At 64.7% G+C, this 26,197-nt stretch carries 27 protein-coding genes and 2 pseudogenes; 12 read left to right on the forward strand and 17 right to left on the reverse strand.

The genetic code is table 11. From position 1 onward, the window contains the following. The first annotated feature begins 87 nt into the window (after positions 1-87). Positions 88-870 (forward strand): transporter substrate-binding domain-containing protein, encoded by a 783-nt coding sequence (locus tag AB7535_RS15865; RefSeq protein WP_135213658.1) that lies wholly within the window; start codon positions 88-90, stop codon positions 868-870. A 16-nt stretch (positions 871-886) separates the two neighbouring features. Here AB7535_RS15865 and AB7535_RS15870 read toward each other — a convergent pair whose 3' ends face one another. Further along, complete coding sequence (locus tag AB7535_RS15870; protein WP_439036665.1) at positions 887-1,873, reverse strand: alpha/beta hydrolase family protein; 987 nt, start codon at positions 1,871-1,873, stop codon at positions 887-889. Positions 1,874-2,098: 225 nt separating this feature from the next. Between AB7535_RS15870 and AB7535_RS15875 the strand changes: the two genes are divergently transcribed. Beyond that, a complete protein-coding gene (locus tag AB7535_RS15875; protein ID WP_439036666.1) occupies positions 2,099-2,992 on the forward strand; it encodes a DUF2147 domain-containing protein in 894 nt (297 codons plus the stop codon). Positions 2,993-3,172: 180 nt separating this feature from the next. Next, positions 3,173-3,529 carry a hypothetical protein gene (locus tag AB7535_RS15880; protein WP_135213858.1) on the forward strand — a complete coding sequence of 119 codons (357 nt, stop codon included), beginning with the start codon at positions 3,173-3,175 and terminating at the stop codon, positions 3,527-3,529. A 142-nt stretch (positions 3,530-3,671) separates the two neighbouring features. On the opposite strand, the gene AB7535_RS15885 is transcribed toward AB7535_RS15880, so the two are convergent. Together AB7535_RS15885 and AB7535_RS15890 are read right to left on the reverse strand one after the other, a co-directional pair. Further along, on the reverse strand, positions 3,672-4,076 hold the full coding sequence (locus tag AB7535_RS15885) for a (R)-mandelonitrile lyase (protein ID WP_135213661.1): 405 nt from the start codon (positions 4,074-4,076) through the stop codon (positions 3,672-3,674). Between the two features lie 18 nt (positions 4,077-4,094). Next, complete coding sequence (locus tag AB7535_RS15890) at positions 4,095-4,793, reverse strand: ribonuclease activity regulator RraA (protein WP_008129640.1); 699 nt, start codon at positions 4,791-4,793, stop codon at positions 4,095-4,097. A gap of 258 nt (positions 4,794-5,051) precedes the next feature. Here AB7535_RS15890 and pxpB point away from each other — a divergent pair, with 258 nt between their 5' ends. The 3 genes from pxpB to AB7535_RS15905 are packed head-to-tail and all read left to right on the forward strand — an operon-like array spanning position 5,052 to position 7,620. Next, positions 5,052-5,783: a 5-oxoprolinase subunit PxpB gene (gene pxpB, locus AB7535_RS15895; RefSeq protein WP_071913808.1), complete on the forward strand. Its 732-nt coding sequence runs from the start codon at positions 5,052-5,054 to the stop codon at positions 5,781-5,783. Further along, a complete protein-coding gene (locus AB7535_RS15900; RefSeq protein WP_085399000.1) occupies positions 5,780-6,817 on the forward strand; it encodes a biotin-dependent carboxyltransferase family protein in 1,038 nt (345 codons plus the stop codon). Before pxpB ends, AB7535_RS15900 begins: the two co-directional genes overlap by 4 nt. Positions 6,818-6,849: 32 nt before the next feature. Continuing rightward, positions 6,850-7,620 (forward strand): LamB/YcsF family protein, encoded by a 771-nt coding sequence (locus AB7535_RS15905; protein WP_135213662.1) that lies wholly within the window; start codon positions 6,850-6,852, stop codon positions 7,618-7,620. Here the strand turns inward: AB7535_RS15905 and AB7535_RS15910 are convergent, their stop codons facing one another. From AB7535_RS15910 to AB7535_RS15930, 5 genes are all read right to left on the reverse strand, one after another. Further along, the gene (locus AB7535_RS15910; protein WP_014495196.1) at positions 7,621-7,773 is read right to left on the reverse strand and encodes a hypothetical protein; all 153 of its coding nucleotides are present in this window, start codon (positions 7,771-7,773) and stop codon (positions 7,621-7,623) included. A 331-nt stretch (positions 7,774-8,104) separates the two neighbouring features. Beyond that, positions 8,105-9,712 (reverse strand): sulfite reductase subunit alpha, encoded by a 1,608-nt coding sequence (locus AB7535_RS15915; RefSeq protein WP_439036667.1) that lies wholly within the window; start codon positions 9,710-9,712, stop codon positions 8,105-8,107. Continuing rightward, positions 9,709-11,490, reverse strand: a complete 1,782-nt coding sequence (locus AB7535_RS15920) for a NirA family protein (protein WP_135213664.1) — start codon at positions 11,488-11,490, stop codon at positions 9,709-9,711. The genes AB7535_RS15915 and AB7535_RS15920 overlap by 4 nt, the downstream gene beginning before the upstream one ends. Positions 11,491-11,823: 333 nt before the next feature. After that, entirely contained in the window at positions 11,824-12,987 is a 1,164-nt protein-coding gene (locus tag AB7535_RS15925) for a CmpA/NrtA family ABC transporter substrate-binding protein (protein ID WP_135213665.1), read from the reverse strand. Further along, a complete protein-coding gene (locus tag AB7535_RS15930) occupies positions 12,984-13,574 on the reverse strand; it encodes an ANTAR domain-containing response regulator (protein ID WP_027559205.1) in 591 nt (196 codons plus the stop codon). Before AB7535_RS15930 ends, AB7535_RS15925 begins: the two co-directional genes overlap by 4 nt. A gap of 111 nt (positions 13,575-13,685) precedes the next feature. Here AB7535_RS15930 and rimO point away from each other — a divergent pair, with 111 nt between their 5' ends. After that, complete coding sequence (rimO, locus tag AB7535_RS15935; RefSeq protein WP_135213666.1) at positions 13,686-15,011, forward strand: 30S ribosomal protein S12 methylthiotransferase RimO; 1,326 nt, start codon at positions 13,686-13,688, stop codon at positions 15,009-15,011. Positions 15,012-15,218: 207 nt separating this feature from the next. Here rimO and AB7535_RS15940 read toward each other — a convergent pair. The 5 genes and pseudogenes from AB7535_RS15940 to AB7535_RS15960 form a co-directional block, all read right to left on the reverse strand. After that, positions 15,219-15,344, reverse strand: a pseudogene (locus tag AB7535_RS15940) (hypothetical protein); the annotation flags it as partial. Continuing rightward, a complete protein-coding gene (locus AB7535_RS15945) occupies positions 15,341-15,760 on the reverse strand; it encodes a carboxymuconolactone decarboxylase family protein (RefSeq protein ID WP_014495189.1) in 420 nt (139 codons plus the stop codon). The gene AB7535_RS15945 and the pseudogene AB7535_RS15940, both read right to left, overlap by 4 nt. Beyond that, the gene (locus AB7535_RS15950; RefSeq protein WP_071913796.1) at positions 15,693-16,124 is read right to left on the reverse strand and encodes a MerR family transcriptional regulator; all 432 of its coding nucleotides are present in this window, start codon (positions 16,122-16,124) and stop codon (positions 15,693-15,695) included. Before AB7535_RS15950 ends, AB7535_RS15945 begins: the two co-directional genes overlap by 68 nt. 142 nt (positions 16,125-16,266) lie before the next feature. Next, positions 16,267-17,034: an SH3 domain-containing protein gene (locus tag AB7535_RS15955; protein WP_439036668.1), complete on the reverse strand. Its 768-nt coding sequence runs from the start codon at positions 17,032-17,034 to the stop codon at positions 16,267-16,269. A gap of 42 nt (positions 17,035-17,076) precedes the next feature. Beyond that, positions 17,077-18,027 (reverse strand): hypothetical protein, encoded by a 951-nt coding sequence (locus AB7535_RS15960; RefSeq protein ID WP_225048847.1) that lies wholly within the window; start codon positions 18,025-18,027, stop codon positions 17,077-17,079. 349 nt (positions 18,028-18,376) lie between these two features. Here AB7535_RS15960 and AB7535_RS15965 point away from each other — a divergent pair. The 3 genes and pseudogenes from AB7535_RS15965 to AB7535_RS15975 form a co-directional block, all read left to right on the forward strand. Then, positions 18,377-18,712, forward strand: a pseudogene (locus AB7535_RS15965) (tetratricopeptide repeat protein); the annotation flags it as partial. Continuing rightward, a complete protein-coding gene (locus AB7535_RS15970; RefSeq protein ID WP_439036669.1) occupies positions 18,696-19,298 on the forward strand; it encodes a tetratricopeptide repeat protein in 603 nt (200 codons plus the stop codon). The pseudogene AB7535_RS15965 and the gene AB7535_RS15970, both read left to right, overlap by 17 nt. 287 nt (positions 19,299-19,585) lie before the next feature. Continuing rightward, positions 19,586-20,776: an acetylornithine transaminase gene (locus AB7535_RS15975; protein WP_439036670.1), complete on the forward strand. Its 1,191-nt coding sequence runs from the start codon at positions 19,586-19,588 to the stop codon at positions 20,774-20,776. 105 nt (positions 20,777-20,881) lie between these two features. Here AB7535_RS15975 and AB7535_RS15980 read toward each other — a convergent pair whose 3' ends face one another. From AB7535_RS15980 to pcsA, 3 genes are all read right to left on the reverse strand, one after another. Further along, the gene (locus AB7535_RS15980) at positions 20,882-21,856 is read right to left on the reverse strand and encodes a quinone oxidoreductase family protein (RefSeq protein ID WP_014495182.1); all 975 of its coding nucleotides are present in this window, start codon (positions 21,854-21,856) and stop codon (positions 20,882-20,884) included. 81 nt (positions 21,857-21,937) lie between these two features. Continuing rightward, positions 21,938-22,672: a TerC family protein gene (locus AB7535_RS15985; protein WP_063983222.1), complete on the reverse strand. Its 735-nt coding sequence runs from the start codon at positions 22,670-22,672 to the stop codon at positions 21,938-21,940. Further along, positions 22,669-23,436, reverse strand: a complete 768-nt coding sequence (pcsA, locus tag AB7535_RS15990; RefSeq protein WP_167767898.1) for a phosphatidylcholine synthase — start codon at positions 23,434-23,436, stop codon at positions 22,669-22,671. The genes AB7535_RS15985 and pcsA overlap by 4 nt, the downstream gene beginning before the upstream one ends. 87 nt (positions 23,437-23,523) lie before the next feature. On the opposite strand from pcsA, the gene AB7535_RS15995 reads away from it, so the two are divergent. After that, complete coding sequence (locus AB7535_RS15995) at positions 23,524-24,708, forward strand: UbiH/UbiF family hydroxylase (RefSeq protein ID WP_135213669.1); 1,185 nt, start codon at positions 23,524-23,526, stop codon at positions 24,706-24,708. 6 nt (positions 24,709-24,714) lie between these two features. Here the strand turns inward: AB7535_RS15995 and AB7535_RS16000 are convergent, their stop codons facing one another. After that, a complete protein-coding gene (locus tag AB7535_RS16000) occupies positions 24,715-25,668 on the reverse strand; it encodes an AEC family transporter (protein ID WP_135213670.1) in 954 nt (317 codons plus the stop codon). Positions 25,669-25,774: 106 nt separating this feature from the next. Between AB7535_RS16000 and hspQ the strand changes: the two genes are divergently transcribed. After that, entirely contained in the window at positions 25,775-26,107 is a 333-nt protein-coding gene (hspQ, locus tag AB7535_RS16005) for a heat shock protein HspQ (protein ID WP_014495177.1), read from the forward strand. The last annotated feature ends 90 nt before the right edge of the window (positions 26,108-26,197 follow it).

A 26,197-nucleotide genomic window follows, 5' to 3' on the forward strand; every position in this document is an offset into this window, starting at 1 on the left:
AATTCCGCCTCGCCAGCGACGGGCATCTGGTCTAAATCCAGGTTTCAAGAGCTGCACAATGACAGCTCGGGCATGGGTGGAAAAGAGATGATCGTTCGAATCGTGGCGGCTTTGGCCGCGGTCCTGCTGGCGAACTTTTCGGCATATGCGCAGCAGCCGGCGCCGTCGCGCCTCGACGAGATCGTCAAGCGCGGCACTTTGCGCGTCGGCATGACCGGCGACTACAAGCCTTTCACCTACCTGGACAAGGCGACACAGCAGTTCAGCGGCTTCGACGTCGACATGGCGGGGGCGCTCGGCAGGGCGCTCGGCGTCAAGGTCGAATTCGTGCCGACGGCCTGGCCGAAGCTCATGAAGGACTTCGAGGCCGACCAGTTCGACATCGCCATGGGCGGCGTCTCGGTCACGCTCGACCGGCAGAGGAAGGGCTTCTTCTCGATGCCGATCATGCGTGAAGGCAAGACGCCGATCGCACGCTGCGCCGACGTCGGCAAGTACCAGACCATCTCCGACATCGACAAGAAGGGCACCCGCGTCATCGTCAATCCCGGCGGCACCAATGAGCGGTTCGCGCGGGCCAACGTCAAGGACGCCGACATCACCGTCTTCGCCGACAACACCGTGATCTTCGACGAGATCGCCAAGGGCAACGCCGATTTGATGATGACGGACGCCTCCGAGACCCGCTACCAGCAGAAGCAGCATTCCGGCGTGCTCTGCGCGGTACATCCCGAGAAGCCGTTCGACTTCTCGGAGAAGGCCTACTGGCTCCAGCGCGACATGGCGCTGAAGGCTTTCGTCGACCAGTGGCTGCACATCTCGATGGAGGACGGCAGCTACAGGAAGATCTACGCCGCCTGGTTCGACTAGCGACCGATCTTGTCCGTCACTTCAGTTGCGTGCGGAAGAAGCTCACGGCCGCGTCGTTGAAGGCGCTGTGAAACGCTTTCCTGTCGAACCCGGGCGGATCAGTGCACAGGATCGGCACGGCTTCGGCCAGCTTGGGCGGACATGGCGCAAGAAAGGAAAAGTGCGACGAGTTCGGCACGATCCGGAAGTCAGGGCGCACGGGAAGCATTTGTTCCAGCGTATCGACTGAAGCGGGCACGACACCGTCGCCGCCGAGCGCCGAACGCCACAAGAGAATCGAGATCGTCACATTGGCGAGGCGCTCCTGGTTGAAAAGGCCTTCATAAAGCGGCGGATCCGCCAGCACGGCGGCTCTGATGCGGGAGTCGTGTACGGCCGCCCCAGTTGGCACAAGGCCATCGCGAATGGCCTGGCATTTTGGCGTCGTGGCTCCATCTCCGTCGCAAAGCGGAGCGAGCGCGCCGAAATCGGGGTTGCCGCCGATCACGACGAGACCGGTATAGGCGCCGCGCGAGAACCCGAACAAACCAACCCGCTTGGGGTCCAGGACCGCCGCTTCCTTCCAGGCGCCGAGCATGAAATCCGTAAGCCGCTTCATGTCGGCGGGACGCTCGACCAGGACGGAGAACTCATCGGTCCGGCTGCTGTCGCTGGCAGTGTCGCCCGGGTGATTGATCGCGGCGACCACGAAGCCGGCATCGGCCAACGCGGCCGCCGTGTCGATGTGGCCCAAAAACGAGCCGCGCCGTCCGTGCGACACGACAATCAGCGGCAGTCGATTGCCCGCTACCGGACAGTCCTTCACGCCCGGCAGGACGACACCGCCGTCGAGAGCGACCTCGGAGGGCGGCGCCGCACAAGGTGTCCACACCATGCCCGCGAGCGCGGGGCCGCCGGCATCCGCCGGCACTTCGATAAACCGGAGCCCGGCCGTGTTCGCCGGCGTCGCAGCAAGGCAAGCGACTACGATCAGAACAAGTTCGCCAAGACGCGGCCGTAGCATTTGCGTGTGCTTTCGGAAGCTTCAACCACAACGGTTGTACCTGCCCATCCCATACCCCGTCCAGAGGTGCGCCGCGCCGCCGTCCAACTCTGGACGGAGTCCGGCGTTATTGAACCCGAACCCGCTGGAGCACGACTCATACGGACAACAGTGATCTAGATCACTTTTTGCGATCGAACCGGCGCGTAAGCGTTGGTACGGGGACCAGCTGTTCAGGAGACCGAAATGAGGAAGCTGTTGGCCACGGCCGCATTCCTTTTGGCGAGCACCGCTGCGCAGGCGCAGTACACTTTCGAATATGGCGGGCGCACCATCCGCATCGATCCGGACCGCGGCACGGTGCAGATCCCCGGCGTCTACGATAACACCGGCCAGGGCAAGGCGAAGAAAGCCAAGAAGAACGAGACGACCCCGGGCCAGCAGGCGCCGCAACAGGCCAAGGTTGATCCGCAACCTCAGGCCGCTCCGGCGCCAGCTCCCGCCCCTGTCGCCGCGCCGCCTGCAACCGAACAGGCGCCGGCCGCTGCAGCGCCGCCGCCAGTTCCGCCCCCGCCCGCTCCACCGCCGTCTGCAACCGCCAGCAACGCGCCGGCTGAGGCGGCCGTGTTGCCGCCACCAGCACCGCCTCCGGCGCCCGCTCCGGTCGAGCAGCAGGCAGCGCCCGCCGTGGCGCCGCCGCCGGCCCCGACCGTGGCTGCTGCCCCCCCGGCGCCGCCTCCAGCCCCCGCTCCGGCGCCGGCCCCCGCACCCGTTCAGGCGGCTGCCGTCGCGCCGCCGGCTCCCGCAGCCGCGCCCGCGCGCGATCTCAATTCACCGCTCGGCATCTGGCTCACCGAGGAGAAGGAAGGCAAGGTCCGCATCGAGCAATGCGGCACCAATCTCTGCGGCTATTCGGTCGACAGCAAATCGAACCAGAACGGCGAGCAGGTCCTCATCAACATGAAACCCGCCAAGGACCAGAACAAGGATCAGAAATGGTCCGGCCGCATCCTCGATCCCAACTCCGGCTCGACCTACGATTCCACGATCGCGATGAAGGGCACCGACCGCCTGCGCGTGCAGGGCTGCGCCTTCGGCGGCATGTTCTGCGGCGGCCAGACCTGGACGCGCGTGAACTGAGTCCGGCTTCGACGTTCGAACCGAGACAAGGGGCCCGCGATCCGGGCCCCTTTGCTTTTGCCCGCGATCTCTTTGCGGAGTGCGCCACCTCACTGAGCCCCTTGCGCACGTGACAGCCCTCACATCGCGGGTTCCGCGCTCATGCCACGATCCCCCCATGGTCAACCAACGGGGCGTGTCATGAACGGATTTTGCAAAGGTCTCTTCGCCAGCATTGTCGCCATCGCCGTCCCGCTGACGCAGGCGGGCGCGGCGACCTCCACCTTCGACGGCGCATGGAATGTCCGCATCTCATCAACGAGCGAGACTTGCGGTAACGGCGCAACGGTCTCGATCGGCATCAGCAACGGTCAGATCGCATCGAGCAGCGCTGTGGTTTCAGCATCCGGCCGCGTGGCCGATGCCGGCAGCATCAATGTCACCTTGAGCACCGGGATCAAACGCGCCGTCGGCTTCGGCCGGCTCAGCGGCACTTCAGGCTCCGGCACATGGCGCGGCCCCCTGTGCACGGGCACGTGGACGGCGGAGCGGATGTGATTTGCCGCGTCCCGGACGCGCTGCAACGCGCAGCGTTGCTGCACTGAGCCGGGACCCAAGGGCACTTGCTTTGAGGAAGCTTGCGGGCCCCGGATCGGCAACGCCGCGCTTACGCGCTGCATTGCATCCGGGGCACGAGAGATTAGCCGAGCGGCGCGCCGTACTCCGTGTCGGTCACCGGCTCCAGCCAGGTCGAATAGACGCCGTCGAGCGCCTCCTGCATGGCGATGTGGCACATGCTGTTGTTTGGCGAGGCGCCGTGCCAGTGCAGTTCACCCGGCGGAATCCAGACGGTGTCACCGGGACGGATCTCCTTGACAGGGCCACCCTTGGTCTGGACGCGGCCGACGCCCGAAATCACGTAGAGCGTCTGCCCAAGCGGATGGTGGTGCCAGTTGGTGCGCGCGCCCGGCTCAAAGGTGACGCGCGAGCAGTTCAGCCGCGCCGGCGCCGGCGCCATGATCACGGGGTCCTGCAACACGGTGCCCGTAAAATTTTCCTTGGGCGCGCGGCGGGTCGGCCGCGTGCCTGCGACGGTGATTTCCATGGGATACCTCGTTTCCTGTTACTTCTTGCTGGCGGCGTAGCGCGCCTTGGTTTCGGCGTTCATGGGATAGAGGCCCGGCAGCACCGCGCCGTTGTTCACCTCGTTGACGATCCAGGCTTCCATCCGCTCCTGCTCGACGCCCTCATTGAGCACGTGATCGAGCATCGCCTGCGGGATCAGCACGCAGCCGTCCTGGTCGGCGACCACGATGTCGTTCGGGAATACCGCAACGCCGCCGCAGCCGATCGGCTCGCCCCAGCCGACGAAGGTGAGGCCTGCAACCGACGGCGGCGCGGCATAGCCGTCGCACCACACCGGAAGATTGGTGCCGAGCACGCCCTCGACGTCACGTACCACGCCGTCGGTGACGAGTGCGGTCACGCCGCGCTTCATCATGCGGGCGCAGAGGATGTCGCCGAAGATGCCGGCATCGGTGATGCCCATGGCATCGACCACGGCAATGCAGCCGTCCGGCATCGCCTCGATCGCGGTGCGGGTCGAGATCGGCGACGACCAGGATTCCGGCGTCGCCAGATCCTCGCGCGCCGGCACGAAGCGCAGCGTGAAGGCCGGCCCGACCAGCCGCGGCAGGCCCGGGCGCAGCGGACGCGCGCCGCGCATCCACACGTTGCGCAGGCCCTTCTTCAGCAGGACCGTGGTGATGGTGGCAGTGGTGATGCCGGCGAGGGTCTTGCGGGCTTCGGGGGACAGCGACATGGACGAGAACGAGCTCCGGATGGGCGGGAAAGAACGCGCGCATCTTGCGAGCCGCAGCCCTTGCGTCAAGGGCCAAAGAGCCAGCAAGAACGCAGGGCCGCTGGGCTGTTATGCGACGCGATAACAACGCTTTATCGTTTCCCCTTGCATTAATTTATTGGACTTGCGGGCGCATTTACGCGAAGCAAGGAAAAGCGGAACTCAAGGATGAGCCCGCATTTCCTGAGAAGCCCGATTTCGACAGCCCTTCGACAGCTCATGGCCGCGACGCTTCCCCCGCCCCGCCTTCTGCCCAGTGGCGACAGCGCCGTCACGGTCGAATTCAGCCGCACCATCGATGACGCCGCCAACGAGCGCGTGCTCGCGCTCGACAAGGCGCTCGCAGCAAGCCCCATCGACGGCATCACCGAGACCGTTCCGACCTATCGCTCGCTGCTGGTGCATTACGATCCCGGCAAGATCGGCTTCGACGCGCTCGGCGAAAAGCTGCTCGCGCTCGCCAGCCAGCCGCTGCCGCCGGCCGCGAAGGCGCGGCGCTGGCGCATTCCCGTCGCCTATGGCGGCGAACACGGCATCGACCTCGAGGATGTCGCCAAGGCGCTGAACACCACGCCCGACGACATCGTCGCCCGCCACGTCGCCGGCGACTACCGCGTCGCCATGATCGGTTTCACCCCGGGCTGGTCCTATCTCAGCGGCCTCGACAAATCCCTGCACATGTCGCGGCGGCAGAGTCCGCGGCTGTTCACGCCCGCCGGCACGATCTCGATCGGTGGCATCCAGGCCGGAATCCAATGCCTGGCCGCGCCAAGCGGCTGGCACCTGCTCGGCCGCACGCCGGTCAGAACCTATCAACTCCACCGGAATCCGACCTTTCTCACCGAACCCGGTGATCGCGTGACGTTTTTTGCCATCGACCACAAGACCTTCGAGGAACAGGATCGCGCCGCCGAGGCTGGCGAGATCATCGCCGAGCAGGTGGTCGCATGAGCCGGCTCGTGATCGCCAGCATCGGTCCCGCAAGCTCCGTCCAGGACGGCGGCCGCCACGGCGCGCAGCGCTACGGCCTGACGGTCAGCGGTGCGATGGACCGGCTTTCGCTGGCGGCAGCGAACACGCTGGTCGGCAACGAGCCGTTTGCGGCCGTCGTCGAGATCGGCCCCTTCGGCGCCACGTTCACTGCCAAAGACGGCGCCGTGCGCGTCGCGATATCAGGCGCGCCGCGCAATGCGGACGTCGCCGGTAAGCCGGTGGCCATGGACACGTCAGTGACGCTCAAGGACGGCGAGACGCTGACGCTGGGCTTTGCCCGCGGCGGCGCGTTCACTTATCTGGCGATCGAAGGCGGGATCAAAGGCGAACTGGTGTTCGGCAGCCTTGCGGTGAACGCCCGCGCGGGCCTCGGCAGCCCCTACCCGCGCCCGCTGCAGGCCGGCGATGAGTTCACAGTCGATGCCGCAAGCGGCGCGCCCGAGCTGCGCATCGAGCTACCGAAGCCTGCAACAGGCCCGATCCGCGTCCTGCTCGGACCGCAGGACGACGAGTTCGACGACGCCAACAAGGCGCTGTTCCTCGATAGCGAGTGGAAGATCTCGGCGACCTCCGACCGCATGGGCTACCGGCTCGAGGGCCCGGCGATCAAGCATCTGCATGGCCACAACATCGTCTCCGACGGCACCGTCAACGGCAGCATCCAGGTCCCTGGCAACGGCTCGCCGATCGCGCTGATGATGGATCGCGGCACGTCCGGCGGTTATCCGAAGATCGCAACCGTGATCACGGCCGATGTCGGCCGCCTCGCGCAGACCTCGGCGGGAACCGCGTTCCGCTTCCTTGAGGTCACCATGGCCGAGGCGCAGGAGGAGGCGCGCAAGTTCGCGCAACTCATCCGCAACCTGCCCGATCGCCTGCGCTCTTCCGATACCGTGGAGCTGAACATCGAGGCGCTCAGCGATGCTAATGTCGCGGGCTATGCGGTGAGCGCTATGGATGCCGGGACCTGGCAGGTCACGGCGGAGCCGTAAGCGACAAGACGACCAGAGGCGGAGAGCACCCCATGAAGACGATCGATCTCAATTGCGACCTCGGCGAAGGTTTTGGCGCGTGGGAGATGGGCAACGACGCCGCGATGATCGACCTTGCCAGCTCGGTCAACGTCGCCTGCGGCTTCCATGCCGGCGACCCCGACATCATGCGCCGGACGGTGGAACTGGCGAAGGCGCGCGGCGTCTCGGTCGGCGCCCATCCCGGATATCGCGACCTGCACGGTTTCGGCCGGCATCCGATCGCGGGCCTGAAGGCCTCCGAGATCGAGAACCTTGTCGCCTACCAGATCGGCGCGTTGCAGGCGATCGCGACCGCGGCCGGCCACAAGGTCACGCATGTGAAGGCGCACGGCGCGCTCTCCAACGTCGCCTGCGAGGACGACATGACGGCCAAGGCGATCGCCGCCGGCATCAGGGCGGTCGATCCGAGCCTGATCTTCGTCGTGCTCGCCAATTCGAAGCTGGTGAAGGCCGGCGAAGACGCCAATCTGCCGATGGTGCACGAGGTGTTCGCCGACCGCGCCTATGAGGACGACGGCAACCTCGTCTCGCGCAAGAAGCCCGGCGCGGTGCTGCACGATGCCAAGGCGATTGCCGATCGCGTGGTGCGCATGGTGCAGGACGGCGCGGTGGTGTCGGTGACGGGCAAGGTGATCAAGATGCGCACGGACACGGTGTGCATCCACGGTGACACGCACGGCGCCGTCGAGATCGCGCGCACGCTGCGTCAGGCGTTGAAGGATGCGGGGATCGAGGTCGCGCCGTTCAAGCGCGGGGCGTAATCAGAACGGGTGCACCGAGAGCGTGCCGAACACGATCGCGGCGATGACCGCGAAGGCGCTGTAGAGCCCAACGTGGTGCATGCTCGCCCCGGTCCGACGCGAGAGCGAGCGCGCGTAGAAGTGCAGCCTGGCTTCCGCCGATAGTTCGCGCATGGTCGATCTCCGACGCCCCATTTGTGGGAGTATGAAGGATCAACCCTGGCAGGAGGCAAGATGGCGGCGAAAATAGCGATGGAGGTTCTCTGAAGGCGCCCCGTCGCAGGCGCAAATTCTCTGCACCCGAGGGTTCCGAGAATCTTATTCGTTAAGATCCGAGCCAGCTGGAACCGGCCCGAATGACGGTGAGATGACAGCCGGGCGGAGGCATTCAGACCCCCTCCAAACAAAATTGTCGAAAACAACCCCATGCACAGTAGAAACGGCCCGGCGGCGCGACGTCCGGCGGTTGCGCCGCCGGGACGATTTGCGCTGATCGGCTCGCGCCTTAGTAGACGTCAGCCTGGAAGCGGCCCGTCTTCTTGAGCTCGGCGACAAAACTGACGGCCTCATCCGTAGAACGTGCCCCGAACTGCGCGACGATGTCGACCAGCGCGCGCTCGACGTCCTTGGCCATGCGTTTGGCATCGCCGCAGATGTAGAGATGCGCGCCTTCGGCAAGCCAGGTCCACACCTCGCGGCCGACCTCACGCATACGGTCCTGCACGTAGAACTTCTTCTCGCCGTCGCGCGACCAGGCCAGCGACATGCGCGTCAGCAGCCCCGAGGTCTTCATCGCGTTGAGCTCTTCCTGGTAGAAGAAATCGCAATCGCTGCGCTGGTGGCCGAAGAACAGCCAGTTCTTGCCGGGCGCGCCGGTCGCCTTGCGATCGAGCAGGAAGGCGCGGAACGGCGCGATTCCGGTGCCGGGGCCGATCATGATGACAGGCGTCTTCGGATCCTGCGGCAAGCCGAAACCATGTGCCTTCTGCACATAGACCTTGAGCTTCTCGCCCTCGGCGATGCGTTCGCCGAGGAAGGTCGAGGCCACGCCGATCCGCTTGCGCTTGCCGATGACGTAACGCACGGAGTCCACCGTCAGCGACAGTTTTCCCGGCGTCGCATTGTGCGAGGACGAGATCGAATAGAGCCGCGGCTGGAGCGGCTCCAGCGCCTCGACGAAGGCCTCCGGATGCGGCCGCGTGCCCGAAAACTTCTGGAGCGCCGCCATGACGTCGAGCGTGGCGGCGTCGCCATCGGGATCCTCGCCCTGCGCCAGCGCCCGCGCCTTCTCGCGCTGCGCGCCGCCGGTGATGAAGGAGATCAGCTCGAACAGCGTGTCGGGCGCCGGCGACAGCGAGACGTCGTCGATCAGCACCTCGCGCAGCGTCTTGCCGTTGACCTTGGTGGTGTGGGAGGCGCCCAGCAGCGCGATGATCTGATCGACGAGGCCGACCTCATTGCGTGCGAACACGCCGAAACTATCGCCAACGACATAGTCGAGCTTGCTCTCGGCGAGATCGAACTCGACGTGATAGGTCTCTTTCTCCGACTTCCCCTTGTTGAGCAGGCGCCGCGACAGGAATGTCGCCGCGATCGGATTGTCGCGCGAGCGGCCGGGCTCGGCGATCGTCACCGTCACGGCCGGCGCCGCCACCGCATCCACCTTGTCGGCCGACTTGGCCGCCGGCGCCTTGTCCAGCTCCTCGTACAGCGACTTCAGCATCCGCGCGCTTTCCTTGCCGCCGGGGACGCAGAGATTGAGCCGTGCTTCGCTACGGGTGGCGATCGCCTCCGAATAGTCGTGGCAATTGTAGCCGCACTGGCCGCAATCCTGCTGCGCCATCGCGGCCATCATCTTGCGGCGCACGGGACGGCCTTCGGCGAGCTTCATCCGGTCCGCGATCGGCATGGTCTGGTCGTGCCATGGCGCTTCACCGTCGTCGCCATCACCGGCTTGCATGACGGCGGCGCCCTGCTCCGCCGACAGCGGCGTGGCCACATCAGGCGACAGCAGCCCGGCAAAGAAGCCGTTGAGCCAGGAGCGCTGCGCGTCGGAGAACGGCGCGCTGGCGGGAATGATGTCGAGTTTCGGCGGAGGCGTGATCTGGTTCATGCGGACACCTGTGCATCGGCAAGCTTGCGCAGCGTTTCGCCATCATGGCGGCGCGCAAAGGACAGGAAGGTCTCGTCGGGCGACGAGCGGTGGGCGATATAGGCCTTGAGCAGTCCCTCGACCGTCTTCGGCGCGTCTTCGGCCTTGAGGTCGTGATAGACCTCCTGCCCGACATCCGCATCGGGACCGAACCCGCCGCCGGTGAAGAGGTGATAGCCGTCCACCGTGTCTTCGTCGTTGATCGGCACGCGCGCTCCGATCAGGCCGATGTCGCTGATGTAATGCTGCGCGCAGGAATGATGGCAGCCGGTGACGTGGATGTTGACCGGCTTGTCCATGGCGACGCGCGGCTCGCACCAGTCGCCGATCTCGGCGGCATTGCGCTTGGTATTGGAAGCCGCGAAACGGCAACCGGCACTGCCGGTGCAGGCGATCAGGCCGGCGCGGATGTGCGAGGCCTCGACCGCGAGCCCGATCTGCTTGATCGCCGCAATGGCGAGCTCGACATTCTCGTCGCGCACGCCCGATATCAGCAGGTTCTGCCAGACGGTCAGGCGGATCTCGCCGTCGCCGAGGTCCTGCGCCACTTTGGCCAGACCCCGCATCTGATCGCAGCTGATCTTGCCGAGCGTCAGCGAGACGCCGATCCAGTTCAAGCCGTCCTGCTTCTGCTTGTGCACGCCGATATGCGCCATGCGGTCCGCGGCTGGCCGCGGCGCAAACGCCTCTTCCGGCACGCGCGTGAACGGGGTCTTCAGCCGCTCCTCGACGAGTTTAAGGAAACCGTCGTGGCCCATGGCATCGAGCACGTATTTCAAACGCGCCTTGTTGCGGTTGGTGCGGTCACCTTGATCGATGAACACGCGCACGATGGCGTCGGCGACGGCGGTGGCCTCCTCCGGCTTGACGATGATGCCGGAGTACTTTGCGAAATCCTTGTGTCCGGTGATGCCGCCGAGACCAAGGCGGAACCAGATTCCGGGCTCGACGCCAAAACCGTCCTTCACCTCGAACGCGGTGAAGGCGATGTCGTTGGTTTCCTCCAGCACCGCGATCCTGCCGGCGCCGTCGAAGGCGACGTTGAACTTGCGCGGCAGGCCGTAGAGCGAGCGGTCGTTGAGGATGTGGTAGTGCCACTCACGCGCATAGGGGCGCGTGTCGATCAGTTCCTGCGGGTCGATGCCGGCCGTCGGCGTCCCTGTCACGTTGCGGATGTTGTCGGCGCCGGAGCCGCGCGAGCACAGGCCGAGGTCCTGGATGCCCTCGATCAGCCTGATCGCATTCTTCGGCGGGATCTCGCGGAGCTGGAGATTGGCGCGCGTCGTGACGTGGCTGTACGGGCCGCAGAGATCGTCGGCGAGATCGGCAAGGCCGGACAGCTGCCAGTGCTTCATGATGCCGTTCGGGATGCGCAGCCGGCACATGTAGGAGTCCTGCGTCGGCGCGACGTAGAAGATGCCGTAATAGCGCCAGCGGAAATTGTCCGCAGGGCTCGGCGGCGTGTTGTCGAGCGCCTGCTGCCGCAGTCGCGGATAGGCATCGAACGGATGCTCGTCGCGCTTGAACTTCTCCTGGTCGGCGAGCTTCTTGCCGGCTGCGATGACCTTGTCCTGCGCCTTGATGTGGACGGCGTCGGGGCCCGTGGGCTCGGCATTGGCCTTGCCGGCACTGCCGCCGAGACCGCGACCGACCCGGCTGATCTGCAAACCGGTCGTGAAGCCTTCGAGATAGCGTTTCTGCTCGTCGGAGAAGTCGACTGAGAGCGTATCGATTTTCATGGTCGGTAACGAAGCTCCTGCGGCCACCGGGTGGCATCGACGGAAAATTGCGCGACCCGCGAGGAACTCGGCTGGCTCAAGAAGCCGGCTGCGCACCCAACGGTCCGGTCAGCTTCGTTGCTGCGGGACTTGGCTCAGCAGGCGTCTGTGACAAGCTGGCCGCACTGCAACATACAAGTTGCGTGCCAGCTTCAATGAAATGAAAATTTCTTTGATTTCAGATGGATACAGACGAGCCCGGAAAATCGCGGTCCGGAACCCTCATGAAATTCGAGCAGGCGGCCCAAAATTTAGCCGATGATCTCTTCCGCCCAAAAACGATGCAGGACCGAATCAGGCCTTCCAGCGTCCGACCTCGAAGGCCTCCAGATGCCCCCGGATGTTGCCGGGATCGAAGGCCGGGCCCGCAAATGCCCCGAACGCCGCGGGGGCTTCAGCGGGCGATTGCTGACCGAGGGCTGCGTCGTAGAGGTCGGGCCTGAACACGGCCATCGCCGTCCTGACGCCGTCAGGCGTCAACGCCGTTTGCCCCCAGCGCACCATCTGCGCATAGAGCCAGGCCGCCTGAACCGGATCGGGGCGCCCTGCCCCTTCGCGTCCAACCAGGAGATAGCGACCGCTCTCGCGGAGGGTGCCGTCGGGAGAAATCTTCAGGCGCCCGGTGAGGGTTCGCTGGATGACTTCGGCATCGACGCCGATCCGTTCCGGCTGCGCCAGGATCCGCGCCGCCTCAGACAGGTTCGCGGGATTCTCGATGAACTCGGCGCCCTTCACGGCCGCGCGCACCAGCGCTGCCACCACATCCGGATGCTTGTCGGCCCAGACCTGGCGAACCGCCAGCACCTTCTCAGCCGCGCGCAAGAGAATGTCGGAGACGAAATGCAGGATGTGGCCGATGCCGAGATCGACCGCGACCGAGTTCCAGGGCGCGCCGACGCAGAACGCATCGACATGGCCATTGGCGAGGCTATCGACCATGTAGGGCGGCGGCAGCACCACGAGACGCACATCCTCATCCGGATCGACGCCGGCCGCCGCCATCCAGAACCGCAGCTGGTAATTGTGGGTCGAGAACGGGAAGGTCATGCCGAAGGTCAGCGGATCGGCACCTAGCTTGCGCCGCTTCGCGACGACCTTCGCCAGCGCTTTCGCCGTGACAAGCGGATCGAAGCGGTCACCGTCGATCTCCTCCATCAGCGCGGCATGGAGCGCCGGCGAGACTGTGATCGCGTTGCCGTTGATACCGAGATTGAAGGGCGCCGCGATCGGCACCTTGACGTGGCCGAGCCCGAGCGAGGACGCGATCGCCACCGGCGCCAGCAGATGCGCGGCGTCGAACAGGCCGATATTGAGCTTGTCGCGCACGTTGGACCAGGAGACCTCGCGCACCAGCTCGACCTCGAGCCCTTCGGCGGCGGCAAAGCCCTTGTCGACGGCGACGATCAGGGCGGCGGCGTCGACCAGCGGGATGAACCCGATGCGGAGGGGACCGGTCATTTCAGCATCTCCGACGCGGTGATGATCGACTGCGCGATCTCGCCGATTTTCTTCTTCTCGCGCATCGCCGTGGAGCGCAGCAGCACGTAGGCCTCGTCCTCGGTGAGGCCCTTGACCTTCATCAAAATTCCCTTGGCCTTCTCGATGATCTTGCGGTCCTCGAGCTGCGACTTGGTGCGCTCCAGCTCCTCCTGGAGTTTTGCGAAGGCGTTGAAGCGGGACACGCAGAGGTCGAGGATCGGCTTGATGCGCTCCTTCTTCAACCCGTCGACGATGTAGGCGGATACTCCCGCCTCCACGGACGCCTGGATCGAGGCTGAATCGCTCTGGTCCACGAACATCGCGATCGGCCGCTTCACGGCGCGGCTGACCTGGAACATCGCCTCAAGCACGTCGCGGCTGGGGTTTTCCAGATCGATCAGGATGATGTCGGGATCCACCGCATAAATACGGGCGAGCAGGCTCTGCATCTCGCGGATATGGACGACCTGCGTGAATCCGGCCTCCCGCAACCCCTCCTCGAGGATCGCAGCCCGGATCGGGCTTTCGTCGACAATCACGATTTTAGGCGACTGTTCGGCGCTCATAGCTCACTCACCACCCGGCGATTCATCCATAGCATGCCGGAGGGCGATGCAAAGGGTTGTAATTATGGGCAATTGGGACTAGCTCAGGCCTGTCAATCAGGCAGATCAGATATGGATCAGACGGCTGCGCCCAAGGTCAGCTTCGTGTCGCTCGGGTGTCCCAAGGCATTGGTGGATTCCGAGCGCATCATCACGCGCCTGCGCGCCGAGGGCTACGAGCTCGCCCGCAAGCATGACGGGGCCGACATCGTCATCGTCAATACGTGCGGCTTCCTCGACAGCGCCAAGCAGGAATCGCTTTCGGCGATCGGCGAGGCCATGGCCGAGAACGGCAAAGTGATCGTGACCGGTTGCATGGGCGCGGAACCCGAGCAGATCGAGCAAGCCTATCCCGGCGTGCTCTCCATCACCGGCCCGCAGCAATATGAGAGCGTGCTGGACGCCGTGCATCGCGCGCTGCCGCCCGCCCACAATCCGCATCTCGATCTGGTGCCGCCGCAGGGCATCAAGCTGACGCCGCGCCACTACGCCTATCTGAAGATCTCCGAGGGCTGCAACAACCGCTGCACGTTCTGCATCATCCCGAAGCTGCGCGGCGACCTCGTCTCGCGTCCGGCCAATGACGTGCTGCGCGAGGCCGAGCGCCTCGTCGGTGCCGGCGTCAAGGAGCTGCTGGTGATCTCGCAGGACACCTCGGCCTACGGCGTCGATCTCAAATACGCCGAGAGCCCGTGGAAGGATCGCCAGGTCCGCGCCAAATTCCTCGACCTCGCGCGCGAGCTCGGCGAGCTCGGCGCATGGGTCCGCCTGCAATATGTCTACCCCTACCCGCATGTCGACGAGGTCATCGCGCTGATGAACGAGGGCAAGGTGCTGCCCTATCTCGACATCCCGTTCCAGCATGCAAGCCCCGAGGTGCTGAAGGCGATGAAGCGCCCCGCAGCGCAGGACAAGACGCTGGCGCGGATCAAGCGCTGGCGCGAGGAATGTCCCGATCTTGCTCTGCGCTCGACCTTCATCGTCGGCTTCCCCGGCGAGACCGATGCCGATTTCGCCTATCTGCTCGACTGGCTGGATGAGGCCGAGATCGATCGCCTCGGCTGCTTCAAATACGAGCCGGTTGCCGGTGCGACGTCGAATGCGATCGAGAACCCCGTGCCCGAAGAGATCAAGCAGGAGCGCTACAACGCGCTGATGACCCGCCAGCAGAAGATCTCCGCGCGCCGGCTGAAACGCAAGGTCGGCACGCGCCAGCAGATCATCATCGACGAGGTCGGCCCGACGGTTTCAAAAGGCCGCTCCAAGGCCGACGCGCCGGAGATTGACGGCGCGGTTTACCTGTCGAGCCGCCGCCCGTTGCGCGTCGGCGAGATCGTCACCGCGAAGATCGAGCGCGCCGACCAATACGACCTGCACGGCAGCGTCGCAGGGTTCTGACGGCGCCAACGATCGCGTCACCTCTCTTGCGGGTCGCTGCAACCGGATATGAAGAAGGTCGTCGTGCCCGGGCTTGTCCCGGGCATCCACGTTCTTCGTGCCACTGGGCAATGCGTGGATGGCCGGGACAAGCCCGGCCATGACGCTGTGGAAGCCTCTGTTGCCTCAAGCTTGCAGGGAGCAGACCGTCGCTGGGCTACAGCTCCGTCAAACCAGCCATTTCGGCACCCAGCGCTCCGGGCGTCGGGCGCGGGCGAGATCGGCCTGGGCTTCGGTCAGCTTGGCGGGCTCGCCGTCGATGGTCGGGCGCACAACGTATTCGAAGTTCGTCATGTCGCTTCTCCCGATGCCTGCCGTCCGTCATGCGCGGAAAACACCTCCTTGGCTGCGAACAGCCCGTTCACCGCCGCCGGGAAGCCCGCATAGACGGCCATCTGCATGATGATCTCCACGATCTCGTCGCGAGACAGCCCGACGTTCAGACCCGCCTCGATATGCACTTTGAGCTGAGGCGCGGCATTTCCGAGCGCCGTCAGCGCGGCGATCGTCGCGATCTCTCGATCGCGCAGGCCGAGGTCCGGGCGGCTGTAAATGTCGCCGAAGGGAAACTCGATCACGTATCGTGCGAAATCCGGAGCGATGTCGGCGAGTGAGGCGACGACCTTTTCGCCGGCTCTGCCGTCAATGCGTGACAGGGCCCGCTGGCCGCGATCGAAGCGGCTTTCGGCTTGTGTTTGGGCGTGCGTCATTTTCCTTCGTCCTCTGTTCATCGCCGGCATAACCGGAGATCTTGGTATCAAGGACGAGCAGGCATTCCTGGAGTTCGGCAATCTGCGTGCGAACCTGTTCCCGGTGGATTTCCAGCATCTGCCGCCGGGCTGGCCCGGTGGCATCGCCTTCATCACGAAGCGCCGCATAACGCAACATGTCCCGGATCGGCATTCCCGTGGTCTTGAGCCGACCGAGGAATGCGATCCATGTGAGGATCGATGCGTCAAAGTCACGCTGGCCGGAACGATCCCGGTCTGCGTATGGCAGCAGCCCGACGCGCTCATAATAACGCAACGTGTGCGTCGACAAGCCGGTTCGTTTTGCGAGGTCGCCGATCTTCATGTGTGCCCGTTCTCGTACTGACGCACGTACAGATACCCCTTCGAGCGCACTCTAAGTCAAGGGGGATCGCAAGGGGGATCGAAGGTGCCGTTCCCGCGAGGTCAAGACGGCGCGACAGCAGAAGAATACCGGTTCGACGCGACTAGTCGCCGGCAAAAAGGATCCCCTCGATGTCTTCCGCTTGCTGACCTCCGGCCAGACTGACCCAACCAGTCAGTCCATTCTTGTTCCGAACGAGGAAATGGTAGCGCTCGGACGAGTCCTCCTCACGTCGGTCGCTTGCGACGAGCACCTCAACGAACTCACCCTTCGGAATGGTGCCGACCGCATTCGTCGCAGCCTTATCGAAATAGAACGTCAAGTCATGCAGCGTCTTTGACTTGAGGCCGACGTAATGAAACGGCTGGTTAACCTCCTTCAACCGGTCGTCGTCAAGGCAGTACTTGCGTCGATGGTCGAACATCGTATTGACGTGACCGGAGGCGTAGACGCAACCGTCGCCGGGTATCTCGAATCGGAGGCCTTCGATCTGGTCTTGATAGAGATCGCCCGCGCCTCCAATCAGGTTAAATACGCAATTGTAGTCGGCACTACCGCCGGAGCTGCAGACAACCAGGAAGTACCTCTCCGACCGAAGGCGAAGCTTCGTTTCAAAAACGTAGGTGAGAATAACGCCGCCAGCATCGGCCTCATCGCTGTTTTTCTTTTCGTCCGGTGTGATCACGTGAGGCCGCGTGAGCGCGGGATCGGTAGCCAGCACGATCGGAAGGTCGGCAACGGCGCTTTCCACGAGCTCGGCTTGCGCGTCTGCGGCCGAGGCCGCTGACATCAGCAGGATCGCGACAATCAACCGGTGACAAAGGCCGCGCATCAGCGAACTACCCCGACGAGAAGCTAATTCAATCAGCAACCTGATTGCACGGCTCCGTGACGGGATTCTGACGGTGTTCCTTCACGCCAGCCATTTCGGCACCCACCGCTCCGGGCGCGGGGCGCGCGCGAGATCGGCCTTTGCTTCGGAGAGCTGCGCCGGCTCGCCGCCGATGATCGGACGCACATCGTATTCGAAGTTCGGCATGACGCGGCCGTCGACATAGAGACCGAATTTCATCGCGTGCCACAGCCCGAGCTCGGGCTGTGCCTTGCGCATCTCCTCGCGCAGATCGCGCAGCAGCGATTCGATCGAGGCGGCCTCCTCGAACGGCTGCGGGCCGAGGGTCAGGACGCGGGCCTCATACTGCTTGCCGACGATCGCGACCTCGAAGCGGGTCTTGTCCCAGGGCTTCTTGCCCTTGGGCAGATGCGCGGCGAGCCGCCAGCCGAGCTCGGCCATCAAGCGATGATTGGCCCAATAGTCTTCGCGATCCCGGCTCCATTTTTCCACGAAGCCGCGGAAATCGGGAAGCTCCGCGGCACCGTCGTCACATGCCGCCTTGTCGCCGATCGGCTGCCCGGCAAGCCATTTCGCGAGCTCGTCCGTCTGACACTCGACCTCGTCATGCGGCTTGAGATCGCTCCAGGCCTTGTCGAATTGCTGCGACGTCAGCTTCGCCAGCAAGCCGTCGAGGCTCGGCGCGAGCAGCTCGTAATCGCCCTCGGAGCCCAGCCCCACGATCGGCGGATTGTCGCGATCAAGACCCGCGCCATACCAGCCGCCGACGGCCGAGCCATCCGGCAGCCGCATGAACAGTGAAAACCTGTCGCGCAAGGGACTGCCGTCGAAGATCGGCGCCTGATCGGAGAACTGGCCTTGCAGGGAGAAACGGCCGACGCTGCCCCACGGGCGCCCGTTCAGCCAATCGGCAAAGTCGACCAGCAGGGATGGCGCCTCGATGCCCGGCGGAAACGCGCCGCGAATGCTGTCGAGGTCGATTGGATAAGGCGTATCGGACAAGGTCTTCAAACTATCTGGTTGGTCCCGCCTTCTTGGTCTGATCCGTGATGCATTCGGTTCGAACCAAGTCGCGTCCTTCGATCACAAACGCGCTAGAGGCGCAATGGTTTCGATGTGGAAAACAATGAAACACACTGAAACGTCAAGGATTCTCTTCAAGCTGTCTGCGATCGGCATCGCAATGGCCGTGTTCGCCCTGTCCGCCCCCGCCACCGCGCGATCGCCGTCAGCCGCGCAGGCACGCCAATGGTGCTATAGCGACGACGACGGGGACCGCGAGGACCAGCGCATCGCCGGCTGCTCGGCCGTGCTCAAGGCCGATCCCTCGAATGTGCGGGCGCTGGCCAATCGCGGCGAGATGTTTCGGCGAAAAGGCGACACGGAGCGTGCCCTGGCGGACTTCAACCGTGCCATCGATCTCGATCCGAAAGACGCCGACCTCTGGTACAATCGCGGCATCGCCCATGACGATCTCGGCGACACCGACCACGCCATTGCCGACTACACGCGCGCGATTCGGCTGAATTCCCGCGACGCGCTCTACTACAACAACCGCGGCAATTCCCACATCCACAAGAACGACTACGAGCATGCGATGGCCGACTACGATCAGGCCATCAAGCTCGACCCTAAATTTGCGCTGGCCTATTTCAATCGCGGCACTGCCTATCGCAACCATGGCGACGACGCTCGCGCACTGGCGGATTTCGATCTCTCGATCAAGCTCGACCCGAATTACGGCCCGGCCTACGGCAACCGCGCGAGTCTTCCGCGACCGCGGCGACCGTGCGCGTGCGCTGGCCGACTTCGCAAAATCGCTTCAGCTCAGTCCGAACAACGATCGCGATTTCTTTGCGCGCGCGAACATGTATTTCGACACCCACGACTATGCGCAGGCGCTGGAGGATTACGATCGCTCGATCAAGGCCAATGCGAGCTATCCGGGCGTGTTCAATTCGCGTTGCATGACGCGTGCGATCCTTGGCCGCCTGCAGGAGGCGCTGGCCGATTGCGAGCAGTCGCTGCGGATGGCTCCCAACGACCCCTATACGCTGGACAGCCGCGCCCTCACGTATCTGAAGCTCGGCAATCTCGACGCGGCGATTGCGGATTACGACGCGGCGCTGAGCGCAAAGCCTGAGCTCGACGGCTCCCTCTACGGCCGCGGACTGGCGAAGCGAAAGAAGGGCGACAGCGAAGGCGCTGAGCAAGACATCGCGGCCGCCAAGGCAATCAACGCCGGCATCGCGGACAGTTTTGCGCGCTACTGCGTTCAGTGACGTGCTCCCATCTCGCCGATGCACGCCGGACGGGTGTTCTTCAAAACGCCCGCTTGACAAGCCCTGCCCTTCGGCTGTAGGGACCCGCCCCATGATCAACGCTCGGACCCATCAGCGCACCGAAATGCTCCGCCGTCGCTTCCGCGACGACGAGAGGGTGCGCCATGTCCGACGACGCCGCTGAACCACTGAATTCAGCCGAGTTTTCGAGAAAGGCCGCACCCGCAAGGTGCGGCCTTTCTGCTTTTTGCGCCCCTTTTCCACCCCCGTCCCCACAGGAGTTCGACATGACCACGCAACCGTATGACGCGCTGATGGACATCACCGCACGGCCCAAGGCCGTGTTCGTCCGCGGCGCCGGCTCCTACCTCTGGGACGACAGCCGCAAGCGCTATCTCGATTTCGTGCAGGGCTGGGCCGTGAACTGCCTCGGTCACTCCCCGCCCGCGATCGCCGATGCGCTTTCCGCGCAGGCCAAGCGGCTGCTGACGCCGAGCCCGGCGTTCTACAACGAGCCGAGCCTGAAGCTTGCCGAGCGGCTTGTCGCAAACAGCGCGTTCGACCAGGTGTTCTTTGCCAACTCGGGCGCGGAAGCCAACGAGGGCGCGATCAAGCTCGCGCGTAAATACGGCAGCCTGCACAGGAACGGCGCGTTCGATATCATCAGCTTCGCAGGCGGCTTCCACGGCCGGACGCTGGCGACGATGTCGGCCTCGGGGAAGAAGGCGTTCGAACCGCTGTTCGAGCCGAAGGTCGCCGGCTTCAAGAAGGCGAAGCTGAACGACATCGCCTCGGTCGAGGAGCTGATCAACGACAACACCGTCGCGGTGATGCTGGAGCCGATCCAGGGCGAGTCCGGCGTGTGGCCCGCAACCGATCAGTTCCTGAAGGAACTGCGCGCGCTCACCGAAGCGCACGGCCTGCTGCTCATTTTTGACGAGATCCAGACCGGCATGGGCCGGACCGGAAAACTCTTCCACTACGAGCACACAGGCATCGCGCCCGACATCATGACGCTTGGCAAGGGCATCGGCGGTGGCGTGCCGCTCGCAGCCCTGCTGGCAACCGAACGTGCCTCCTGCTTCGAGCACGGCGATCAAGGCGGGACCTTCAACGGCAACCCGATCATGTGCGCGGCAGGGCTCGCGGTGCTGGAAGAGATCAGCAAGCCCGACTTCCTGAAGACGGTCACCGAGACCGGCCTGCTGCTCGAAAGCGAGTTGCAGAAGGTCTCGGCCCGGCACGGCCTCGGCGGCGTCCGGGGACGTGGCCTCCTGCTCGCGCTCGACCTCAAGCTGCCGATCGCGCCAGGCATCGTCGCGCAGGCGTTCGAGGCCGGCGTGCTCCTGAACGCGCCGCAGCTCGACACGCTGCGCTTCATGCCGGCGCTGAACGTCACGCGGGCCGAGATCGTCGAGATGATCGATTGTCTCGACGGGATTTTGACCAGGGCCGGCGCGGCAAGACGGGTGGCGTGAGGCCAGTCTCGTGCCCCGGACGCAGCGCAGCGCCCCTTCGGCTCTGCGCAGCAGCGTTTCACGCTGCGGCGCGTCCGGGACTCGGGAGCCGAGGATGACGAGAGACTACGGCTTCAGGATCGACGCGCCGGTGGTCTTGCGGCTTTCGAGATCGATATGCGCCTTGGCGGCGTCCTTGAGCGCGTAGGCGTGGTTGATCGGCACGTGCAGCTTGCCGTTGATGACGGCGGCGAACAGCGTGTCGGCGCCTTCCAGCAGCTCCTTGCGCGTGCCGACGTAGTCGTTGAGCTTCGGCCGCGTCGCAAACAGGGAGCCGTGATTGTTGAGCTCGGCGATCGAAAACGGCGGCACGGGCCCCGAGGCATTGCCGAACGAGACGAACATGCCGCGCGGCTTCAGGCAGGACAGCGAGCCCGGGAAGGTAGCCTTGCCGACGCCGTCATAGACGACGTCGCAGCCCTCGTTGCGGCTGATCTGCTTCACGCGCGCGACGAAATCCTCCTCGTTGTAGAGGATGACGTGGTCGCAGCCATTTGCCTCCGCAAGCTCCGCCTTCTCGCGCGAGCCGACGGTGCCGATGACGTGCGCGCCAAGCGCCCTCGCCCATTGGCAGGCCAACAGGCCGATGCCGCCGGCCGCGGCATGGATCAGCACGCGATGGTGCGGCTCGACCTTGAAGGTCTTGTGCAGGAGATACCAGACCGTCAGCCCCTTCAGCATCAGCACGGCGCCCTGCTCGTGCGTGATGTGGTCGGGCAGCTTGACCAGCTTCTCCCAGGGGATGTTGCGCTCGCCGGTATAGGCACCGAGATTGTGGTAGTAGGCCACGCGGTCGCCGGGATGGAAATGTGTCACGCCGGGCCCGACGGCGATGACCTCGCCCGAGGCCTCGTTGCCGGCGATGAAGGGCAGCCCCGGCGCCTTGTAGAGGCCGGTGCGATAATAGACGTCGATGAAGTTCAACCCGACCGCATGCTGGCGGATGCGCACCTCGCCGGAAGCCGGCGCCGGGACATCGACGCTCTCATAGACCAGGGCTTCGGGGCCTCCGACCTTGTGCACACGGACGGCTTTGGTCATCACCTGACCTCCTCTCGGTCTTCTCGCCGCTGAGCGAAAGACATCGCGCCCGCCTTGTCAACTCGACCCAGATTGGAACGGCTAAACGGACGACTTGCGGACTTTCCTGCGGTTGCGCTTCGCCAGCACGTTGAAGAATTCCACCGCCGCCGAGAACGCAATTGCGAAGTAGATGTAGCCGCGCGGAATGTGGAATTGGAATCCGTCCGCGACCAGCGCGACGCCGATCAGCACCAGGAACGCCAGCGCCAGCATCTTGGTGGTCGGATGCTCCGCGACGAACCGCGACACCGGCCCCGATGAAATGTACATGATCAGGCAGGCGATCACGACCGCCGCGATCATGATCTCGATGTCCTGCGCCATGCCGATCGCGGTGATGATCGAGTCCAGGGAGAACACGATGTCGATGACGATGATCTGGACGATCACCCAGAAGAACGCGCTGCCTCCGGACTCCCGATCGCCCTCGCCGTCATCGGCTTCGACCTCGGCGTGGATCTCGTGCGTCGCCTTGGCGATCAGGAACAGGCCGCCGCCGATCAGGATGAGATCGCGCCAGGAGAAGCCGTAACCTGAAAACGAAAACACCGGCGCGGTCAGGCCGATCAGCCAGACCAGCAGGCTAAGCAGGATGATGCGGAAGATCAGCGCCAGCGCGAGCCCGATCTGGCGGGCGCGGTGGGCCTGCTTCTCGGGGATGCGCGAGACGATCACCGACAGGAAGATGACGTTGTCGATGCCGAGCACGATCTCGAGCGCGGTCAAGGTGAGCAGCGCGGCCCAGGCTTCAGGACTAGTGAGGAGGTGCATCATGCGAAGGATCTTGCCAGGCGGATCAATGCGTCGCTGAAGCTGATCCAGAGCGCGATGGCGCAGAGCACGATGGTCACGCCGGTGCCGACGCGAAAATCCATCTCCAGCACATAGAGGCCGAGCACGGCCCAGATCGCGATCAGCGACATCGTCAGCCAGCGCAGCCGAACCACCCGGACCGGATGCAGCACGTGGAACGGCACGAAGGTCAGCACGACAAGCGCCGCGACCAGCAGCGTCGATGCCAGCGGCGGCCAGTGCAGCAGGAACAGATAGAACGCCGCCGCATTCCACAGCGCCGGAAAGCCGCGAAAATGATTGTCGTCCGCCTTCATGCGCAGATCGGCAAAATATAATGCGCTGGTGACGATGATGGCGATGCCGAGCAGCGGCGCGGCCACCGGCAGCAACAGCCCGCTCGCCACGATCGCATAGGCCGGCACGAAGACATAGGTGACGAAGTCGACCACGAGATCGAGCACGTCTCCCGACCAGTTCGGCTGCACATCCTTGACCTTCAGCAGGCGGGCGATCGGCCCGTCGATCGCATCGATGATCAGGGCAACGCCCAGCCACTGAAACATCGCCGCCCAATGCTCGCGCACGGCCTCCAGCATCGCCAGCAGCGCGATGGCCGCGCCGAATGCGGTGAAGATGTGCACCGAGAAGGCCGCGGCGCGTATCGCCGGTCTCGGCTTCAGGGAATCCTCTTGGGTATCCATGGCTTCTGCTATCAGAATGGGACCGGTTTGCACATCCGCCATTGCGGCGCGCGGTCGCACAATTCGCCACAAAATCAAGGAAATATAGCCGGGCTTGAATTTGCCGCGCAGCATGTCAATTGTCGTTCCATGACAGATGCATCGACACTCCATGACGCGGCCGTGGTCGGCGGCGGACCGGCGGGACTGGCGGCCGCCATCGCACTGGCGCAGGCCGGCGCGCGGACCGCGCTGGTGGCGCGGCGCATGCCCTACGCCGACAACCGCACCACCGCCCTGCTCGGCGCCTCCGTCGATCTCCTGGAGAGCCTCGACGTCTGGCCGCGCTGCAAGGGCAAGGCGGCCGCGCTCGAAATCATGCGCCTCGTCGACGACACCGGCCGGCTGTTCCGGGCGCCGGAGGTCCGGTTCTCCTGCCACGAAATCGCGCTCGACGCCTTCGGCTACAATATCGACAACCGCTCGCTGATGCTGGCGATGGAAGAACGCGCGGCCGAGTTGCCCAACCTCGTCCGTTGCGATGACGAGGCCGAAAGCGTCGTCATCGAAGCCGACGACGTCGCGATCCGCACGGCGTCCGCTGAATTCCTCACGGCCCGGCTCGTGGTCGGCGCCGACGGCCGGCACTCGCTGTGCCGGGAAGCCGCCGGCATCGCGATGACGCGACGCGACCTGACGCAGACCGCGCTGACCTTCAACGTCGGCCACGCGCGCCCGCATCGCAACGTCTCGACCGAGTTCCACACGCCGCATGGCCCTTGCGTGTTCGTGCCCCTGCCAGGCGACCGCTCCAGCATCGTCTGGGTCTCGGCCCCCGCCGAGGCCGAGCGGCTTCGCGGCTTGAGCGACGCGGAGCTGTCCGCCGCGATCGAGAAGCAGTCGCATTCCATTTTGGGGCGCATGACGGTCGAGCCGGGCCGCAACCTATTCCCGCTGGCGATCGAACGTCCAAAATCCTTCGGGCGCGACCGCATAGCGCTGGTCGGCGAAGCCGCCCATGTGGTCCCGCCGATCGGCGCCCAGGGCCTCAACCTTGGTCTGCGCGATGCCGCTGACATCGCCAGGCTTGCGGGCGAAGCCATCGCTGCAGGCCAGGATCCGGGCGCGCCCGACGTGCTCAAGCGCTACGACCGGGCGCGGCGTCCGGACATTTTGAGCCGCACGTTTGCGATCGACATCGCCAACCGCTCCCTGCTCAACGATTTCCTGCCGCTCCAGCCGGTCCGCGCGGTCGGCATGCACCTGCTCGGCGCCATCGGCCCGCTGCGGCGCTTCGCCATGCGCGAGGGCCTGACCCCGACGTGGCGGCGATAGGCTCGCTTACGGAAACGCCAGCCGGCCGGTCTGGATCGCCCACATCACGCTGGTCAGCGTGACCACCGACGCGAAGGTCCCGAGCAGCACCGCGACAGAGGCGGATTCGATCCAGGCGTCGTTCTGCCGGGCGATCACGAACACGTTGAGCGCCGGCGGCAGCGAGGCCATCAGCACGGCGGTCGCGGCCCAGGGCTGCGCGAACGGTCCGAACGCCAGCATCAGACCGAACGCGGCGAGCGGGTGGATCAACAGCTTCACCGCGATCACGCCCGGCACCTCCCACGGCACCCGGTTGAACGGGCGGAGCGCCACGGTCACGCCGAGCACGAACAGCGCGGTCGGTGCGGCTGCGTTCTGAAGGAACGTGATGGTGCGATCGAGTGCGACCGGCAGCTCGATATGAAGCGCCGCTACGGCGGCGCCAAAGCAGGCCGACATGATCAGCGGGTTGAGCACGATCTGCTTCAGCACCACGGCGAAGGCATGGACCAGCGAGGGATGGTCGCGGTCGGAGAGCTCGATCAGCAGCGGCACGATTGTGAACAGGAAGATGCTGTCGCAGCAGAAGATCAGCGCGGTCGGCGCCGAGGCCTTCGGTCCAAGCACGGCGAGCGCCAGCCCCGGCCCCATATAGCCGATATTGCCATAGCCGCCGGAGAGGCCCGCAAGCGTCGCCTCGCGCAGCGTCAGCCGTCCCAAAACCTTGCCGACCACCAGCGCCAGGGTGAATGCCGCAACCGTGGACAGCGTGGTCGCGACCAGGAACGGCGGGTTGTTCAATTCCGCAAACGGCGTCTTCGACATGATCGCAAACAGCAGCGCCGGCAGCGACACGTAGAGCAGGAAGAAGTTCATCCAGGCGAGGCCCGATTCCGGTAGCGATTTGGCCTTGCCGCAGGCGAATCCGACAAAGATCAAGCCGAAATAAGGTAGCGCCAGATTGAGGATATCGACCATTGATGAAGTGTTTTCTGAAGATTTGGGGGCTATCTGCCCCTTAGCCGAAGGTCAATTACAGATCAGGGCACTAGCATCGGCCACAATCCTGGTCTATCGACGGGGAATGATTAAAGCGAGGACCGCCAAATTCCAGATCGGACAGGTCGTTCGCCACCGGATCTTCTCGTTCCGGGGGGTGATCTTCGACATCGATCCGGAATTCAACAACACCGAGGAGTGGTGGCTGTCGATTCCCGAAGAGGTGCGGCCTCACAAGGACCAGCCGTTCTACCACCTGCTCGCGGAGAACGCGGAGTCGGAATACGTCGCCTATGTCTCCGAGCAGAATCTGGTGCCTGACGATTCCGGCGAGCCGATCCGCCATTCCCAGGTCGCCGAGATCTTCATCAAGGACAAGACCGGCGGCTATCGCCCGCGCAATCCGTCGCTGAACTGAGCCGACCGCGCTTGAAGTGAGTTTTGCCGCCATCAAGCGGCCAGCAAAAAAGGCGCTCGAACCGAGCGCCTTTTTCATGTCCGGGATTTT

The sequence above is a fragment of the Bradyrhizobium sp. 956_D2_N1_4 genome, from assembly GCF_052076025.1.
In the GTDB taxonomy this organism is placed as follows: Bacteria; Pseudomonadota; Alphaproteobacteria; order Rhizobiales; family Xanthobacteraceae; genus Bradyrhizobium; species Bradyrhizobium barranii.